Source organism: Kitasatospora sp. NPDC005856 (assembly GCF_040629945.1).
Classification (GTDB): domain Bacteria; phylum Actinomycetota; class Actinomycetes; order Streptomycetales; family Streptomycetaceae; genus Kitasatospora.
In genome coordinates, this window is sequence record NZ_JBEXWT010000105.1 from 1 (window position 1) to 19,405 (window position 19,405).

The 19,405-nt window shown below is 77.4% G+C and carries 1 protein-coding gene; it reads left to right on the forward strand.

Annotation, left to right across the window (positions count from 1 at the left end; genetic code table 11):
* The first annotated feature begins 137 nt into the window (after positions 1 to 137).
* The gene (locus ABZ449_RS36480) at positions 138 to 19,394 is read left to right on the forward strand and encodes a type I polyketide synthase (RefSeq protein ID WP_360354796.1); all 19,257 of its coding nucleotides are present in this window, start codon (positions 138 to 140) and stop codon (positions 19,392 to 19,394) included.
* Positions 19,395 to 19,405: the final 11 nt, after the last annotated feature.

Genomic DNA, 19,405 nt, shown 5'->3' on the forward strand with positions numbered 1-19,405 from the left:
GGCTGGCCGAGGCCGTCCGCACCGGCGCCGCGCCGGTCGCCGGGTCCGCCGCCGCGCCGGCCGTCGGGTCCGCCGCCGCGTCCCTCGCCGACATCGGCCTGTCGCTGACCGCCCGGGCCGCCTTCGACCGGCGCGCCGTGGTGGTCGCCGCCGACCGCGAGGAACTGCTGGCCGGCCTGGACGCGCTGGCCCGGGAGCTGCCCGCCCCCCAGCTGACCACCGGCACGGCCGGCGCCCCCGACGGCCCCGTGTTCGTCTTCCCCGGCCAGGGCTCGCAGTGGGAGGGCATGGCCGCCGAGCTGTACGCCTCCTCCGAGGTCTTCCGCGCCGAACTCACCGCCTGCGCCGAGGCCCTCGCCCCGCACACCGACTGGTCCCTGATCGACGTGCTGCACGGCGCCCCCGGCGCCCCCACGCTGGAGCGCGTCGACGTGGTGCAGCCCGCGCTCTTCGCCGTGATGGTGTCGCTGGCCAAGCTCTGGCGGCACTCCGGCGTCGTCCCCGCCGCCGTGATCGGCCACTCCCAGGGCGAGATCGCCGCCGCGCACGTCGCCGGCGGCCTCACCCTGGCCGACGCCGCCCGGATCGTCGCGCTGCGCAGCCGCTACCTGCGCGCCATCGCGGGCACCGGGGGCATGGCGTCGATCCCGCTGCCGACCGCCGAGGTCGAGGAGCGGATCGCCCGCTACGACGGCCGGATCGTCGTCGCCGCGCACAACGGCCCGTCCGCCACCGTGGTCGCGGGGGAGGGGGAGGCCCTCGACGAGTTCGTCGCGCGGTGCCAGGCCCAGGACGTCCGGGCCCGCCGCGTCCCGGTCGACTACGCCTCCCACTCGCCGGCCGTCGACCCGCTGCGCGAGGAACTGGCCGAGGCCCTCGCCGGGATCGAGCCGCGCGAAGGCCACACCGCCTTCTACTCCACCGTCACCGGCGGCCTGCTGGCGACCACCGAGCTCGACACCGACTACTGGTTCCGCAACCTGCGCCAGGTGGTGCGCTTCGAGCCCACCGTGCGCGCGCTGCTCGCGGCCGGCCACCGCACCTTCGTCGAGTCCAGCCCGCACCCCGTGCTCACCGTCGGCGTCCAGGACACGCTGGAGGCCGACGGCCGCGGCGGCGCCGCCCTCGGCACCCTGCGCCGCGACCAGGGCGGCTCCGAGCGGTTCCTCGGCGCGCTCGCCGAGGCGTACGTCGCCGGCCTCGCGGTGGACTGGGCGGACGCCTTCCCCGGCTCCGCCCGGCCGGTCCCGCTGCCCACCTACCCCTTCCAGCGCGAGCGGTACTGGCTGGCGCCCGGCACCGGCACCACCGACGCCACCGGTCTCGGCCTCGACCCCGCCGGCCACCCGCTGGCCGGCGCCGCCGTCACCCTCGCGGGCGACGACACCCTGGTCCTCACCGGCCGGCTCGCCACCGCCGACCAGTCCTGGCTCGCCGACCACGTGGTCAACGGCGCGGTCGTGCTGCCCGGCTCCGCGCTCGTCGACCTCGCGCTGCACGCGGGGCTGCGCGCCGGCCACCCGCACCTGGAGGAACTCACCCTCCAGAACCCGCTGGTCCTCCCGGCCGACGGCGCCGTCCAGGTCCAGGTGGTGCTGCTGCCGCCGGACGAGGCGGGCCGCCGCCCGGTCACCGTCCACTCCCGCCCGCAGGCCGCCGCCGAGGACCGCCCCTGGACCTGGCACGCCACCGGCGCGCTGGGCGCCGCCGCTCCGGCCGCGCCCGCCGCGCAGGGCGCCTGGCCGCCCGCCGGCGCCGAACCGCTCGCGGTCCAGGACGCCTACCCCGGCCTGGCTGGGCGCGGCTACGCCTACGGCCCGGCCTTCCAGGGCCTGCGCGCCGCCTGGCGGCGCGGCGAGGAGCTGTTCGCCGAGGTCGCCCTCCCGGAGGCGCTCCCGACCGAGGGCTTCGGCATCCACCCGGCGCTGCTGGACGCCGCGCTGCACGTGCTGCTGCTCGACGGCGACCCTTCGGCCACCCGGCTCGCCTTCTCCTTCGCCGGTGTCCGGCTGCACGCCTCCGGGGCCACCACCGTCCGGGTCCGCACCGCCCCCGCCGGCTCCGAGGGCACCTACGCCGTCACGCTGAGCGACCCGGCGGGCGCCGCCGTGCTCGACGTCGACGCGCTCGTCCTGCGGGCCGTCGACCCGGAGCGGCCGGCCGCCGGCCGGAGCACCGCCGACCCGCTCCACCGGCTCGACTGGATCGACCGGACCGCCGCCGGGGCCGCCCGGCCCGCCGAGCCCGGCCGGACCGTCCTCGCGGACCTCGCCCAGGGCCTGCCGCCGCTCGACGGCGGCCCGGCGCCCGCAGCCGTCCTCCTCCCGGTGTCCGGCGACCCGGACGCCCCCGCCGAGAGCGCGCACGCCCTGACCCGCGGCGTGCTCGCCCTGATCCAGGACTTCCTCGCCGACGAGGCCCGGGCCGACTCCCGGCTCGTCCTGCTCACCCGGCGGGCGCTCGCCGCCGGCCCGGACGAGGACGTGCGCGACCTGGCCGCGGCCGCCGTCCTCGGCCTGGCCCGCAGCGCCCAGATCGAGCACCCCGGCCGCATCCTGATCCTCGACCAGGACAGCCCCGGCCGGGACGGCCTCGGCCACGACGCCGAGCAGCCCGGCGAGGAGGTCCTGCGCGAGGTCCTCGCCGGCGACGAGCCGCAGCTCGCCCTGCGGGCCGGCCGACTGCTGGCGCCGCGGCTGGTCAAGGCCGGCCCCGCCCCGCTGGCCGGGGCCGAACCCGCCCGCACCCCGTTCGACCCGGACGGCACCGTCCTGCTGACCGGCGGCACCGGCGCCATCGGCCGACTGCTGGCCCGGCACCTGGTCGGCGCGCACGGGGTCCGCCACCTGCTGCTGGTCGGCCGCCGCGGCCTGCCCGCCGGGGAGCTCGCGGAGCTGACCGCCGGGCTGGACGCCGAGGTCACCGCCGTCGCCTGTGACGCGGCCGACCCGGACGCCCTGGCCGCCGTACTGGCCGCCGTCCCGGCCGAGCACCCGCTCACCGCCGTGGTGCACGCCGCGGGCGTGGTCGACGACGCCTCCGTGCAGCGGCTGCGCCCCGAGCAGCTGGACGCCGTCCTGCGGCCCAAGGCCGACGCGGCCTGGAACCTGCACCGGCTCACCCGCGACCTCGACCTGAGCGCCTTCGTGCTCTTCTCCTCGCTGGCCAGCACCGTCGGCGCCGCCGGCCAGGCCAGCTACGGGGCCGGCAACGGCTTCCTCGACGCGCTGGCCCAGCACCGGCACGCCCTCGGGCTGCCCGCCCAGGCGCTGCTCTCCGGCCTCTGGGCGCACGGCGAGGGCATGGGCGGACGGCTCGGCGAGGCCGACCGGGCGCGCCTGGTCCGCGGCGGGCTGGCACCGATGACCGCCGAACAGGGCCTCGCGCTCTTCGACGCGGCCCTCGCCGACGGCCGCCCGCTGATCGCCCCGGCCCGGATCGCCGTCGCCGAGGCGGCCGGCGCCACCGAGGCCGTCCCCGCGGTGCTGCGCGGCCTGGTCCGCACCCCGCTGCGCCGGGCCTCGGCGGCAGCGGCAGCGGCGGCGAGCGGCCTGGCCGACCGGCTGGCCGTGCTGCCCGCCGCCGACCGCCGGCGCACCCTGCTGGACCTGGTCCGCTCCAGCGCCGCGACCGCGCTGGGCCACGCCGACCCGGCCGGGATCGCGGTGGACGGCGCCTTCAAGGCGCTCGGCTTCGACTCGCTGATCGCGGTGGAGTTCCGCAACCGGCTGAACGCCGCGGCGGGCCTGCGGCTGCCCACCACCGTCGCCTTCGACCACCCCACGCCGAACGCGCTGGCCGACCACCTGCTCGCCCTGCTGACCGACGGAACCGGCACCGGCCCGGCGCCCACGGCGACCAGGGCCGCGACCGCCGCCCCGAGCGAGCCGATCGCGATCGTCGCGATGGGCTGCCGCTTCCCCGGCGGCATCGGCTCGCCCGAGGAGCTGTGGCAGGTCGTCGCCGAGCGCGGCGACATGATCTCCACCCTGCCCGTCAACCGCGGCTGGGACCTCGACCGGCTCCACCACGCGGACCCCGACGAGCCGGGCCGTTCGTACACCCGCGAGGGCGGCTTCCTGTACGACGCGGACCGCTTCGACGCCGCGTTCTTCGGCATCTCCCCGCGCGAGGCCGCCGCCGCCGACCCGCAGCAGCGGCTGCTGCTGGAGACGGCCTGGGAGGTCGTCGAGCGCGCCGGGATCGACCCGACGACGCTGAAGCACAGCGCCACCGGCGTGTTCACCGGTGTCGCCACCCAGGAGTACGGCCCGCGGATGGACCACGCCCTGGAGAACTACGAGGGGTACCGGGTCACCGGCAACGCGGGCAGCGTCGCCTCCGGCCGGGTGGCGTACGCGCTCGGGCTGGAGGGCCCGGCCGTCACGGTGGACACCGCCTGCTCCTCCTCGCTGGTCGCCCTGCACCTCGCGGTGCAGGCGCTGCGGGGCGGCGAGTGCGACCTGGCCCTGGCCGGCGGCGCCGCGGTGATGTCCACCCCGGGCCTGTTCATCGAGTTCAGCCGGCTGCGCGGACTGTCCGAGGACGGCCGCTGCCGGGCGTTCGGCGCGGGCGCGGACGGCTTCGGACTGGCCGAGGGCGTCGGCCTGGTCATGCTGGAGCGGCTCTCCGACGCACGGCGCAACGGGCACCGGGTGCTCGCGGTGATCCGCGGCACCGCCATCAACCAGGACGGCGCGTCCAACGGTCTGACGGCGCCGAACGGCCCCTCCCAGGAGCGGGTGATCCGGCAGGCGCTGGCCAACGCCGGGCTGTCGGCTGCCGAGGTCGACGCCGTCGAGGCGCACGGCACCGGGACGAAGCTCGGCGACCCGATCGAGGCCCACGCACTGCTGGCCACCTACGGTCAGGAGCGGGCCGGCGAGCCGCTGTGGCTGGGCTCGGTCAAGTCGAACATCGGGCACACCCAGGCGGCGGCCGGTGTGGCGGGTGTGATCAAGATGGTGCTGGCGATGCGGCACGGTGTGCTGCCCGCGACGCTGCACGTGGACGAGCCGTCCCCGCACGTCGACTGGGCGACGGGCGAGGTGGAGCTGCTGGCCGAGGCGCGGCCGTGGCCCGAGGCAGGGCGTCCGCGCCGGGCCGGCGTCTCCTCGTTCGGCATGAGCGGCACCAACGCCCACCTGATCCTGGAGGCCGCGCCGGCTCCGGCAGCGCTCCCGGCGGCCCCGGCGGTCGATGGGTCGGTGCCGTGGCTGTTGTCGGGTCGGACGCCGGCGGCGTTGGTGGCGCAGGCGGAGCGGTTGGCCGGGTTCGTGGCGGAGCGGCCCGGGCTGGCGGTGGCGGACGTGGCGTCGGCGCTGTTGTCGCGGGCGGGTCTGGAGCAGCGGGCCGTGGTGCTGGGCGGGGACCGTCGGGCGCTGCTGGACGGGCTGTCGGTGCTCGGTGGCGAGGGTGTGGTCCGGGGCCGGGTGGTTCCGGGGGATGTGGTGTTCGTCTTCCCGGGGCAGGGCTCGCAGTGGGTCGGTATGGCGTGGGAGTTGGCGCAGGCCTCGCCGGTGTTCGCGGCGCGGTTGGCGGAGTGCGAGGCGGCGTTGGCGCCGTTCGTGGACTGGTCGCTGACCGAGGTGCTGCGTGAGGGCGCGGAGTTGGACCGGGTGGATGTGGTCCAGCCGGTGCTGTGGGCGGTGATGGTGTCGCTGGCGGAGGTGTGGCGGGCGTACGGTGTCCGGCCCTCGGCTGTGGTCGGGCACTCGCAGGGTGAGATCGCGGCGGCGGTGGTCGCGGGGGCGTTGTCCGTGGAGGACGGTGCCCGGGTGGTGGCGCTGCGCAGCCGGGCGCTGGTCGAGCTGGCCGGTGGCGGTGGGATGGTGTCGGTGGCCGCCGGGAGTGCGGTGGTTGGGGAGCTGATCGGTTCCTTCGAGGGTCGGGTGTCGGTGGCGGCGTTCAACGGGCCTTCGTCGACGGTGGTCTCGGGTGAGCCGGGCGCGCTGGACGAGTTGATGGCGCGCTGTGAGGCGCGTGGTGTGCGGGCCCGCAGGATTCCGGTGGACTACGCCTCGCACTCGGCGCAGGTGGACCGGTTGCGTGAGCGCATCCTGGCGGAGCTGGCCGGAATCAGCCCCGCCACGTCCACCGTCCCGCTGTATTCCACGCTGACGGGTGCTCCGATCGACACCGCGGGGATGGACGCCGGGTACTGGTTCGACAATCTGCGCTCGCCGGTGCGTTTCGAGGAGGCCACCCGGGCGCTGCTGGGCAGTGGCCGGTCGGTGTTCGTGGAGTGCAGCCCGCATCCGGTGCTGACCGTCGGCGTGCAGGAGACCGCTGACGCCGTTGGGGCCGAGGCGGCGGTGCTGGGCACGCTGCGGCGTGGCCAGGGTGGCCCCGAGCAGCTGCTGGCGGCGCTGGCCGAGGCCTGGACGGCGGGCGTGCCCGTCGACTTCGCCTCGCTGCTGCCCGCCGCCGCCCACGTCGAGCTGCCCACCTACGCCTTCCAGCGCGAGCGCTACTGGCTGGAGCAGGCCTCCGCGCCGACCGCCCAGGCCGACCCGGCCGAGGCCCGGTTCTGGGACGCCGTCGAGCGCGAGGACCTCGCCGAACTGTCCGAGGCGCTGCGGCTGGACGACACCCCGGAGCTGCTCGGTTCGGTGCTGCCCGCGCTGGCCGACTGGCGGCGCCGCCGCCGGGACCGCTCGACGCTGGACTCCTGGCGCTACCGGATCGGCTGGAAGCCGGTGGACGGCCCGAACGGCGCGGTCGCCCTGTCCGGCACCTGGCTGGTGGTGGCGGCCGAGGAGGCCGTCGCCGATGCGGTGGTCGCGGCGATCCGCACCGCCGGTGCGCGGACCGTGACCCTGGCCGTCTCCGACCCGGCCGTCGGCCGTACGGCGCTGGCCGAGGAGCTCCGCGCGGCGCGTCCGGCGTCCGAGCCGTTCGCCGGCGTGGTCTCGCTGGCAGGCCTGGCCGAGGAGCCGCTGCCCGGCACGGCGCTGCCCGCCGGGCTCGCCCTCTCGCTGACGCTGGTCCAGGCACTCGGCGACGCCGGGATCACCGCCCCGCTGTGGACCCTGACCAGGGGCGCCGTCTCCACCGGCCGGGCCGACCGGCTGACGAACCCGGTGCAGGCCCAGCTCTGGGGCTTCGGCCGCTCGCTGGCGCTGGAGCACCCGGACCGCACCGGCGGCCTGATCGACCTGCCGCCGGTGCTCGACGAGCGCGCCGGGCGGCGCCTCGCGGCCGTCCTCTCCGGCACCACCGGTGAGGACCAGACCGCCGTGCGCTCCTCCGGGACCTTCGCGGCCCGGCTGCTGCGCGCCCCCGAGCCCGCGCCCGCCGGCGAGGGCCGGCGGCTGTCCGGCACCGTCCTGGTCGCCGGGGCCGACGGCGCCCTCGGCCGCCAGGCCGCCCGCTGGGCGGCCGGCCGCGGCGCGGCGCACCTGCTGCTGGTCGCGGCCGGGCCCTTCGACGGACTCGCCGAACTCGCCGAACTCGCCGAACTCGCCGAGTTCGCCGCGGAGTCGACCGAGGCCGGTACCCCGGCCACCGTCGTCGCCTGCGACCTCGGGGACGGCGCCGCGCTCACCGCGCTGCTGGCCGAGCACCCCGTCGCGGGCGTGGTCTTCACCGCCGAGGTCGGCCCGACCGAGGCCCTGGAGCTGACCGGCGCGGCCGAGTTCGCCGCCGTCCTCGCCGCCAAGACCGCCGGCGCCGCCAACCTGCACACCGCGCTCGCGGACGCGCCGCTGGACGCCTTCGTGCTGTTCTCCTCGATCGCCGGGGTCTGGGGCAGCGGCGGCCAGGCCGCCTACGCGGCCGGCAACAGCTACCTGGACGCCCTGGCCGGGCACCGCCGCTCGCTGGGCCTGCCCGCCACCGCCGTCGCCTGGGGCCCGTGGTCCGGTGGCCCGGACGGCCGCGGCGCGGACTTCCTGAGCCGCCGCGGCATCCCCGCCATGGACCCGCGGCTGGCCCTGGCCGCGCTGGACCAGGCCGTCGACCGGGACGAGACCGCGGTCGTCGTCGCCGACGTCGACTGGCCGGTGTTCACCGCCTCCTTCACCTCCTCCCGGCCCAGCCCGCTGCTCGCCGACCTGCCCGGCCCGCGCACCGCCGCGGCCGGGACCGGCACCGACGGCGAGACCGCCTTCGGCGGCCGGATCGCCGCACTGTCCGCCGCCGAGCGCGAGCGGGAGACCCTGGCCGTCGTCCGCGCCGAGGTCGCCGCGGTGCTCGGGCACGCCGACCCGAGCGGCCTGGAGACCGGCCGGACCTTCAAGGACCTCGGCTTCGACTCGCTGACCGCCGTCGAGCTGGGCAAGCGCCTGGCGGCCGGCACCGGCCGCCAGGTCCCCGCCACCGCCGTGTTCGACCACCCGACCATCGGCGAGATGACCCGCTACCTGGTCGGCGGGCTCGACTCCGGCCCGGCCGCGGCGGTCACCGCCGCCACCGACGAGCCGATCGCGATCATCGGCATGGCCTGCCGCTTCCCCGGCGGCGTCGAGGGCCCCGAGGACCTCTGGCGGCTGGTCGCGGCCGGCGGGGACGCCATCGGCGACTTCCCGGCCGACCGGGGCTGGGACGTCGAGGGCCTCTACGACCCCGACCCCGACCGGCAGGGCCACACCTACGTCCGGTCCGGCGGCTTCCTCGCCGGTGCGGGCGACTTCGACGCCGGCCTGTTCGGGATCTCCCCGCGCGAGGCGGTGGCGATGGACCCGCAGCAGCGGCTGCTGCTGGAGGCCGCCTGGGAGGCCTTCGAGGACGCCGGAATCGACACGAGCACCGTACGGGGCAGCCAGGGCGGCGTCTTCGTCGGCATGACCTCCTCCGGCTACGGCCAGGGCGCGGCGCTGCCGGACGGCGTCGAGGGCCACGTGCTGACCGGCACCACGACCAGCGTCGCCTCCGGCCGGCTCGCGTACACCTTCGGCCTGGAGGGCCCCGCCATCACGGTGGACACCGCCTGCTCCTCCTCGCTGGTCGCCCTGCACATGGCGGCCGGAGCGCTGCGCTCCGGTGAGTGCGGCATCGCCCTCGCGGGCGGCGTGACCGTGATGGTGTCCCCCGACTCCTTCATCGAGTTCAGCCGGCAGCGCGGCCTCGCCGCCGACGGCCGCTGCAAGCCGTTCTCGGCGGCGGCGGACGGCACCAGCTGGTCCGAGGGCGTGGGCGTGCTCCTGGTCGAGCGGCTCTCCGACGCCCGCCGCAACGGGCGCCGGGTGCTCGCCGTGCTGCGCGGCAGCGCGGTCAACCAGGACGGCGCCTCCAACGGCCTGACCGCCCCGAACGGCCCGGCCCAGCAGCGGGTGATCCGGCAGGCGCTGGCCAACGCGGGGCTGACGGCCGGTGACGTGGACGTCGTCGAGGCGCACGGCACCGGGACGAAGCTGGGCGACCCGATCGAGGCGCAGGCGCTGCTGGCCACCTACGGCCAGGACCGCCCCGCCGAGCGGCCGCTGTGGCTCGGCTCGGTGAAGTCCAACATCGGGCACACCCAGGCGGCGGCCGGCGTCGCCGGAGTGATCAAGACGGTCATGGCGATGCGCCACGGCGAGCTGCCCGGCCTGCTCCACCTGGACGCGCCCTCGCCGCACGTGGACTGGTCGGCCGGCGCGGTCGAGCCGCTGGCCGCCGCGCGGCCCTGGCCCGAGAACGGCCGGCCGCTGCGGGCCGGCGTGTCCTCCTTCGGCGTCAGCGGTACCAACGCCCACGTCATCCTGGAGAGCGCCCCGGCCGAGGAGGCGGAGGTCCGGCCCCAGGCCGCGCCCGTCACACCCGCCGCGCCGGCCGCGCCCGCCGCCGAGGCGCCGCTGCCCTGGCTGCTCTCCGCCGCCGACCCGACGGCGCTCGCGGCCCAGGCCGAGCGGCTGCGGGCCTTCGCCGGGGCCGGCACCGGAGCGGACACCGACCCCGACCCGGCCGACGTCGCGCTGTCGCTGGCCACCGGCCGCACCGGGCTGGCCCACCGCGCCGTCGTCCTGGCCGCCGACCGCCCGGGCCTGCTGGCCGGCCTCGGCGCGCTGGCCACCGGCGCCGAGACGCCCGGCGTGCTGCGCGGCGAGACGGCCGACGGCCGCTCGGCGTTCCTGTTCTCCGGACAGGGCTCCCAGCGCCCCGGCATGGGCCGCGCCCTCTACGCCGCCTTCCCGGCGTTCGCCGACGCCCTGGACGCCGTCTGCGCCCGGCTCGACACCGCACTGGACCACCCGCTGCGCGAGGTGATGTTCGCCGAGGCGGGCAGCCCCGAGGCGGCCCTGCTGGACCGGACCGTCCACACCCAGGCCGCGCTGTTCGCCTTCGAGGTGGCGCTGTTCCGGCTGCTGGAGTCCTGGGGCGTGCGCCCGGACTTCCTGCTCGGCCACTCCATCGGCGAGATCGCCGCCGCCCACGTCGCGGGCGTGCTCCCGCTCGACGACGCCTGCGCCCTGGTCGCCGCGCGCGGCCGGCTCATGCAGGCGCTGCCCGAGGGCGGCGCGATGCTGGCCGTCGCCATCGACGAGGCCGAGGCCGCCGAGGCGCTCGCCGCCCACGGCCCACTCGTCGACGTCGCCGCCGTCAACGGCCCGCAGGCGATCGTGGTCTCCGGACCGCAGGACGCGATCGCCGACCTGGCCGAGCGCTGGCGCGCCGAGGGCCGCCGCACCAGCCGGCTGCGGGTCTCGCACGCCTTCCACTCGGCGCTGATGGAGCCGATGCTCGCCGAGTTCCGGGCCGTCGCCGAGGGCCTGGCCTACCACCCGCCGCGACTGCCGGTGGTGTCCAACCTGACCGGCACCGCCGTCGGCGCCGAGGAGATCTGCGACCCCGAGTACTGGGTGCGGCACGTCCGCCGGGCCGTCCGGTTCGCCGACGGCGTGCGCTGGCTCGCCGCCCAGGGCACGACCCGCTTCCTGGAGCTCGGCCCGGAGGCGGTGCTCACCGCCATGGCGCGCCTCACCCTGGACGCCGCCGGGCGGGACGACGCCGCCCTGGTGCCCGCCTCCCGGAGCGAGCGGCCGGAGGCCGAGACCCTGCTGGGCGCCGTCGCCGCCGCCTGGACCCGGGGCGCCGCGGTGGACTGGTCCGCCGTGCTCGCCGACCGCGGGGGCAGGCCGATCACCCTGCCCCCGTACGCGTTCCGGCACCAGCGGTACTGGCTGCGCCCCGGGCGGTCCGGCGCCGACGTGACCACCGCCGGCCTGCTGCGGACCGAGCACCCGCTGCTCACCGCCGCCGTGCCGCTCGCGGACGGCGAGGGCGCGCTGCTCACCGGCCGGCTGTCGCTCGCCGCCCAGCCCTGGCTGGCCGACCACGCCGTGCGCGGCACCGCGATCCTGCCCGGCACCGGCTTCGTGGAACTGGCGCTGCGGGCCGGCCGGGAGGTCGGCCGCACCGTGCTGCGCGAGCTGATGGTCGAGGCCCCGCTGGCCGTCCCCGCCACCGGCGGCGTGCGCATCCAGGTGCGGGTCGGCGACCCGGACCAGTCCGGCGACCGCCCGGTGTCCGTCCACGCCCAGCCCGACGGCGCGGCCGGCTGGACCCGGCACGCCTCCGGCTCCCTGGCCGCCGGGACGGAGGCCGAACCGTACGACCTCTCCGCCTGGCCGCCGGCCGACACCGAGCCGGTGGACCTGGACGGCTACTACGAGCGGCTGACCGAGGCCGGCTACGGCTACGGCCCGGCCTTCCGCGGGCTGCGCGCGGCCTGGCGGGCCGAGGGCGCCGTCTACGCGGAGATCGCCCTTCCCGCGACCGCCGCCGAGGAGGCCGGAGGGTACGGGGTCCACCCGGCGCTGCTCGACGCGGCCATGCACGCCACCACCATCGGCGGGTTCCTCGACGACGCGGGCGCGACGCCGCTGCCGTTCGTCTGGTCCGGGGTGTCCCTGCACGCCACCGGTGCCTCCGTGGCCCGGGTCCGGCTCGCCCCGGCGGGCCGGGACGCGATCTCGATCCGCGTCGCCGACGCCACCGGCGCACCCGTCGCCGACGTCCGCTCGCTGACCCTGCGGCCGGCGCCCACCGAGCAGGCGGACGGCCGCCGCGCGGAGGCCGGCGACGCGCTGTTCGCGGTCGAGTGGACGGCGCTGACGGCCACGGCCGCCGCCGAGGAGTGCCCGGTCGCCGAGCTGGCCGAGGTCGAGGCCGGCCGGGCCTCCGCCGCCCTGGTGCTGCACCGGGTCGAGGCGGCCGGCGACGACGCCGCCCGCGCCCGCACCGCCACCGGTGCGGCCCTGGACGCCGCCCAGCGCTGGCTGGCCGGCGACCGGGACGAGTCCGCCCGCCTGGTGGTCGTCACCCGCGGCGCCGCCGCCGTGCGGCCGGGCGAGGAGCCCACCGACCTCGCGGCCGCCGCGGTGTGGGGCCTGCTGCGCTCGGCCCAGTCCGAGCATCCGGACCGCTTCCTGCTGCTCGACGACGACGGCTCCGCCGACTGGGCGCTGGTCCGCCGGGCGGTGGAGCTGGGGGAGAACCAGCTCGCCGTGCGCGGCGGCGCCCTGTACGCGCCGCGGCTGGTGCGGGTGCCCGCCTCCGCCGCGCTGACCGTCCCCGAGGACGCCCCCGCCTGGGTCCTCGAACCCACCGAGCCCGGCATCCTGACCAGCCTGCGGCTGCTGCCCACCGACACCGCCGAGCGTCCGCTCGGACCCGGTGAGGTGCGGGTCGGTGTCCGCGCGGCCGGGGTGAACTTCCGCGACGTGCTGCTCGCGCTCGGCATGTACCCCGAGCGCGCCGAACTCGGCTCCGAGGGCGCCGGCGTCGTCCTGGAGGTCGGCGCCGAGGTCACCGACCTCGTTCCCGGCGAGCGGGTCTTCGGCCTGTTCCCCGGCGGCTTCGGCCCCGTCGCCGTCGCCGACCGTCGTCGGCTCGCCCGGATCCCGTCGGGCTGGTCCTTCGCCGAGGCCGCCTCGATGCCGGTCGCGTTCGTGACCGCCTACTACGGTCTGGTCGACGTGGCCGGCGCACGGCCGGGCGAGTCGGTGCTGGTGCACGCGGCCGCCGGTGGCGTCGGCATGGCCGCCGTCCAGGTGGCCCGTCACCTGGGCCTGGAGGTGTACGGCACCGCCAGCCCCGGCAAGTGGGAGGTGCTGCGCGCGGCCGGACTGGACGACGCGCATGTCGCCTCCTCCCGCGACCTCGGCTTCGAGGAGCGGTTCCGGGAGAGCACCGGTGGGCGCGGTGTGGACATCGTGCTCAACTCGCTGGCCGGCGAGTTCGTGGACGCCTCGCTGCGGCTGCTCGCCGAGGGCGGGCGCTTCGCCGACATGGGCAAGGCCGACCCGCGCGACCCCGAGCGGGTCGCCGCCGACCACTCGGGCGTGCGCTACCGCGCCTTCGACCCCTCCGAGGCCGGCCCGCGGCGGATGGGCGAGATCCTCACCGAGGTGCTCGCCCTGTTCGAATCGGGTGCGCTGAGGCTGCTGCCGATCACCACCTGGGACGTCCGTGAGGCGCCCGCCGTGTTCCGGCACATCAGCCAGGCCAAGCACGTCGGCAAGAACGTGGTCACCGTGCCGGCGCCGCTGGACCCCGAGGGCACCGTGCTGATCACCGGCGGCACCGGCACCCTGGGCGGCCTGCTGGCCCGCCACCTGGTGGCCGAGCGCGGTGTGCGGCACCTGCTGCTGCTCAGCCGGCGCGGTGCCGACAGCCCGGGCGCGGCCGAACTGGTCGCCCGGCTCGCCGAGTCGGGTGCCGAGGCGACGGTCGCGGCCTGCGACGCCGCCGACCGCGAGGCGCTGGCCGCCGTGCTCGCCGCCATCCCCGCCGAGCACCCGCTCACCGGCGTGGCCCACACCGCGGGCGTCCTGGACGACGGCGTGTTCGACGCGCTCACCCCGGCCCGGCTGGACACGGTGCTGCGCCCCAAGGTGGACGCGGCGGTCAACCTGCACGAGCTCACCGCCGACGCCGACCTGGCCGCCTTCGTGCTCTACTCCTCCGCCGCGGGCACCTTCGGCACCGGCGGGCAGGCCAACTACGCGGCCGCCAACGCCTTCCTGGACGCCCTCGCCGCGCACCGCCGGGCGCGCGGCCTGCCCGCGCAGTCCCTCGGCTGGGGCCTGTGGCAGGACGCCAGCGCCCTCACCGGGCACCTCGCCGAGGGCTCCACCGTGACCAGCGGCGACCGGCTCGGCGGCACCCTGACCGCCGGGCTCGGACTGGCCCTCTACGACCGCGCGGCCGCCCTGCCCGCCGCGCACCTGCTGCCGGTCCCGCTCGACCTCGCGGCCGCGCGCACCTCGGCCGCCGAACCGCCGTCCCTGCTGCGCGGCCTGGTCCGCTCCGCCCTGCGGCAGGCCGCCGGCGGCCCGGTGACGGTCGGGCAGGCCACGCTGGAACGCCGCCTCCAGGGCCTGGAGGACGGTGAGCGGCGGCAGCTGCTGCTCGACCTGGTCCGGACGAACACGGCGACCGTGCTCGGCCACGCGAGCGCCGAGGCGGTCGGGCCGCAGCAGGCGTTCAAGGACCTCGGCGTCGACTCGCTCGCCGCGGTGGAGCTGCGCAACCGGCTGAACGCCGCCACCGGCCGGCGGCTGCCCGCGACCCTGGTGTTCGACTACCCGACGGCCGCGGCCCTCGCGGACTTCCTCGCCACCCGCCTGCTCGGCGCGGTCGAGGAGGCCGAGCGCCCCCGCACGACGGCCGCCCCGGCCGACCCCGGAGAGTCGATCGCGATCGTCGGCATGGCCTGCCGCTTCCCCGGCCACGTGGCCTCCCCGGCCGACCTGTGGCGACTGGTCTCCACGGGCGAGGACGGGATCGTGGACTTCCCGGCCGACCGCGGCTGGGACCTCACGGGACAGTCGGGCGCCTACGCCACCCTGGGCGGTTTCGTCGACGGCGCCGCGAACTTCGACGCCGGCCTGTTCGGGATCTCCCCGCGCGAGGCGCTGGCGATGGACCCCCAGCAGCGGCTGCTGCTGGAGGCCGCCTGGGAGGCCTTCGAGGACGCGGGCCTCGACCCCCGGTCGCTCAAGGGCGAGTCGGTCGGCGTCTTCGCCGGCGCCGCGCCCTCGTACTACGGCGTCGACGTGGACCTGCCCCAGGACACCGAGGGCCACCGGCTCACCGGCGGCGCGACCAGCGTCCTGTCCGGCCGGGTGGCGTACGCCTTCGGGCTGGAGGGCCCGGCGATGACGGTGGACACCGCCTGCTCCTCCTCGCTGGTCGCCCTGCACCTGGCGGCGCAGGCGCTGCGCTCCGGCGAGTGCGAGCTGGCGCTCGCGGGCGGTGTGACGGTGATGACCGGCTCCGGGGTGTTCACCGAGTTCGCCCGGCAGGGCGGGCTCGCGGCGGACGGCCGCTGCAAGGCCTTCGCGGCCGGTGCGGACGGTACGGGCTGGGGCGAGGGCGTGGGCGTGCTGCTGGTCGAGCGGCTGTCGGACGCGCGCCGCAAGGGGCACCGGGTGCTCGCCGTGGTGCGGGGCAGTGCGGTCAACCAGGACGGTGCGTCCAACGGTCTGACGGCGCCCAACGGCCCGGCCCAGCAGCGGGTGATCCGGCAGGCGCTGGCCAACGCCCGCCTGGAGGCGGCCGAGGTGGACGCCGTCGAGGCGCACGGCACCGGGACGAAGCTGGGTGACCCGATCGAGGCGCAGGCGCTGCTGGCCACCTACGGTCAGGGCCGGGCGGCGGAACAGCCGTTGTGGCTGGGGTCGATCAAGTCGAACATCGGGCACACCCAGGCCGCGGCCGGTGTGGCGGGTGTGATCAAGATGGTGCAGGCACTGCGGCACGGGGTGCTCCCGGCGACCCTGCACGTGGACGAGCCGTCCCCGCAGGTGGACTGGTCCGCGGGTGCGGTGGAACTGCTCACCGAGGCCCGGCCGTGGCCGGAGGCGGACCGTCCGCGCCGGGCGGGTGTCTCCTCCTTCGGGATCAGTGGCACCAACGCCCATGTGATCCTCGAGGCCGCCCCGGCGGTGGAGGCCGAGGAGACGGCGGCGGTCCAGGGAGTGCTGCCGTGGCTGGTTTCGGGACGCTCGACCGGCGCGCTGGCCGCGCAGGCCGGGCGACTGGCCGAATTCCTCGGCGGCGAGCAGGAGTTCGCGCCGGTGGACGTGGCGGGGACCTTGCTGTCCCGGGCCGCACTGGAGCACCGTGCCGTGGTGCTCGGTGACGGCCGGGCGCCGCTGGTGGACGGCCTGGCCGCGCTGGCGGCGGGCGAGTCGTCGGCGCAGGTGGTCTCCGGCGCCGCGGTGGAGGGACGGACGGCGTTCCTGTTCACCGGGCAGGGGGCGCAGCGGGCGGGCATGGGCCGGGACCTCTACGAGGCCTTCCCCGCCTTCGCGGCGGCGTTCGACGCCGTGTGCGCGGAGCTGGACCCGCTGCTGGACCGGCCGCTCAAGGACGTCGTCTTCGAGGGCATCGAGGACCTGGATCGTACGGTCTGGGCGCAGGCCGGGCTGTTCGCGGTCGAGGTGGCGTCCTTCCGGCTGCTCGAATCCTGGGGCGTGGTGCCGGAGTTCCTGCTCGGGCACTCGATCGGCGAGATCGCCGCCGCGCACGTGGCGGGTGTGTTCTCGCTGGCGGACGCCTGTGCCCTGGTGGCGGCGCGCGGCCGGCTGATGGAGGCGCTGCCGAGCGGTGGCGCGATGCTCGCCGTGCAGGCCTCCGAGGCCGAAGTGTGCGCGGAGATCGGCGGCCGGCTGGACGTCGCGGCCGTCAACGGGCCGACCTCGGTGGTGGTTTCGGGGCCGGCGGAGATCGTGGAGGAGTTCGCGGCACGCTGGTCGGCGGAGGAGCGCAAGATCCGTCGCCTGACCGTCTCGCACGCCTTCCACTCGGCCCTGATGGATCCGATGCTCGCCGAATTCTCCGCCGTACTGGAGGAGTTGACCTTCGCCGAGCCGCGCATCCCGGTCGTCTCCAACCTGACCGGTGAACTCGCCGGGCCGGGTCTGCTGTCCACCCCGGAGTACTGGCTGCGCCAGGTCCGCGAGGCCGTCCGCTTCGCCGACGGCGTCGAGGCCCTGGGCGTCCAGGGCGTCACCCGCTTCGCCGAGCTCGGTCCGGACGGCGTGCTGACCGCACTGGCCGCCCAGAGCGCCCCCGACGCGGTCGGCGTGCCGCTGCTGCGCAAGGACCGGGACGGCCGCGAAACCGTCCTGGCCGCCCTGGCCGCGCTCTGGACGGCGGGCGCCGCAGTCGACTGGTCCGCGCTGCTGCCCAAGGCCCGGCACCTTCCCCTGCCGACCTACGCCTTCCAGCGGGACCGCTACTGGCCGGACCCGGCCCAGGCCCCGGCCGGCAAGCCGCAGGGCACCGGCTCGGAGGACCCGGCGGAGGCCGGCTTCTGGGCCGCCGTGGAGCGCGGCGACCTGGCGGAGCTGGCCGACGCCCTGGACCTCGGCGAGCAGGTGCTGGACCCGGTCGTGCCCGCGCTCGCCGCGTGGCGGACCCGGCGCCGCCGGGACGAGACGATCGACGGCTGGCGCTACCGCGTCGACTGGACGCCGCTGACCGGCCTGCCCGCCACGGGACTGCTGGACGGCGGCTGGCTGCTGGTGGCACCACGGGACTCCGAGCTCACCGAGTGGGCGACCACCGCGCTTCGCGCCGCGGGGGCCGAGGTGACCGTCCTGGTCGACCCCGGCACCGGCCGGGACGCGCTGGCCGCCCGGCTCGCCGAGGCCGTCGGAGCGTCGGGCGAGGTGTCCGGCGTCCTGTCGCTGACCGCCGCCGCCGGCACCGCGCTGCCCGGCTCTGTTCTGCCCGAGGGCGCCGCCGCCACCGTGGCGCTGCTCCAGGCGCTCGGCCGTGCGGGGATCGAGGCGCCGCTCTGGGTGGTCACCCGGGGCGCCGTCCACACCGACGGGCCGGACCCGCTGGACAGCCCGGCCCAGGCGGCGGTCTGGGGCCTCGGCCGGGTGGCCGCGCTGGAGAACCCGGAACGGTGGGGCGGCCTGGTCGACCTGCCGGCCACCGTGGACGCCCGCGCCGGCGACCTGTTGACGGTCCTGCTCGGTGAGGACCTCGGCGAGGACCAGGTGGCGATCCGCAGGACGGGCCTGCTGGCCCGTCGGCTGGTGCGCGCGCCGCAGGACACCGCCCTTCCGGCCCCCGCCGGCTGGCGGCCCACCGGCACGGTCCTGGTGACCGGCGGGCTGGGCGCGCTCGGCGCCGAGTCCGCCCGGTGGCTGGCCCGCCGCGGCGCCCCGCACCTGGTGCTGCTCGGCCGGCGCGGGGAGGACACCCCCGGTGCGCGGGAGCTCGCGGCCGAACTGGCCGGGTACGGCAGCAGGGTCACCCTCGCCGCCTGCGACGTGGCCGACCGCGACGCCCTGGCCGGCGTGCTGGCCGCCGTGCCGCGGGACCTGCCGCTGACCGCCGTGCTGCACGCCGCCGGAGTGGACGGCCCGGGCCGACTGGACGAGACGGACGCCGACCGGCTCGACGCGGTGCTGGCCGTGAAGACCGCGGGAGCGGTGCACCTGCACGAACTGACGAGCGGGCTCGGCCTGGAGCAGTTCGTCGTCTTCTCCTCGATCGCCGCGGTCTGGGGCGGCGGCGGGCAGGGCGCGTACGCGGCGGGCAACGCCTTCCTGGACGCGCTCGTGGAGCACCGCCGGGCCCGTGGCCTGGCCGGCACCTCGGTGGCCTGGGGAGCGTGGGCGGGTGCCGGACTGGCCGTCAGCGGGGACACCGCCGGCCTGCTCCGCCGCGGCGTCACCCCGATGGACCCCGAACTCGGCGTCCACGCCCTCGCCCAGGCCGTCGACCGGGCGGAGAGCGGGCTGACCGTGGCCGATGTGGACTGGGAGGTCTTCGGCGCGGCGTTCACCTCCGGCCGGCCCAGCCCGCTGCTGCACGGACTGCTGGCCGAGCCCGCGGCCGAAGGCGCCGAGCCGGCCGCCGCGGAAGAGGCCGACGAGGCGTCCGCCCTCGCCGCCCGGCTGGCGGCGGCGCCGCCACGACAGCGCCCGCAGATCCTGGTCGACGTGGTGCGCGCCGAGGCGGCCACCGTGCTGCGCTACCAGGACGGCCGCACCGTCGCGGCCGGCCAGGCGTTCAAGGACCTCGGCTTCGACTCGCTGACGGCGGTCGAGCTGCGCAACCGGCTGAGCCGGGTGACCGGCCTGCGCCTGCCGCCGAGCCTGGTGTTCAACCACCGCACCCCCCAGCGGGTGGCCGCCTTCCTCGGCGAGGAGCTGGGAGTCCCGGCCGAGGAGCGGCCCGCCGCTCCGGACGAGGCGGCGGTCCGCGCGGCCCTGGCGGCCATCCCGCTCGAACGGCTGCGGGAGGCCGGGCTGATGGACACCCTGCTGGGCCTGGCGGACCCGGCGCCGTCGGGCACGTCCGGCACACCGGAGCGGCCCGACGACCCGGACGGCCTCGAGGGGCTGGACGGGCTGGACGGCCTCGAGGGGCTGGACGACCTGGACGACCTGGACGCCGACGCATTGATCGAAATCGCACTGAACACCGAACGGGACGACGCCTGAGCCATGGAGAA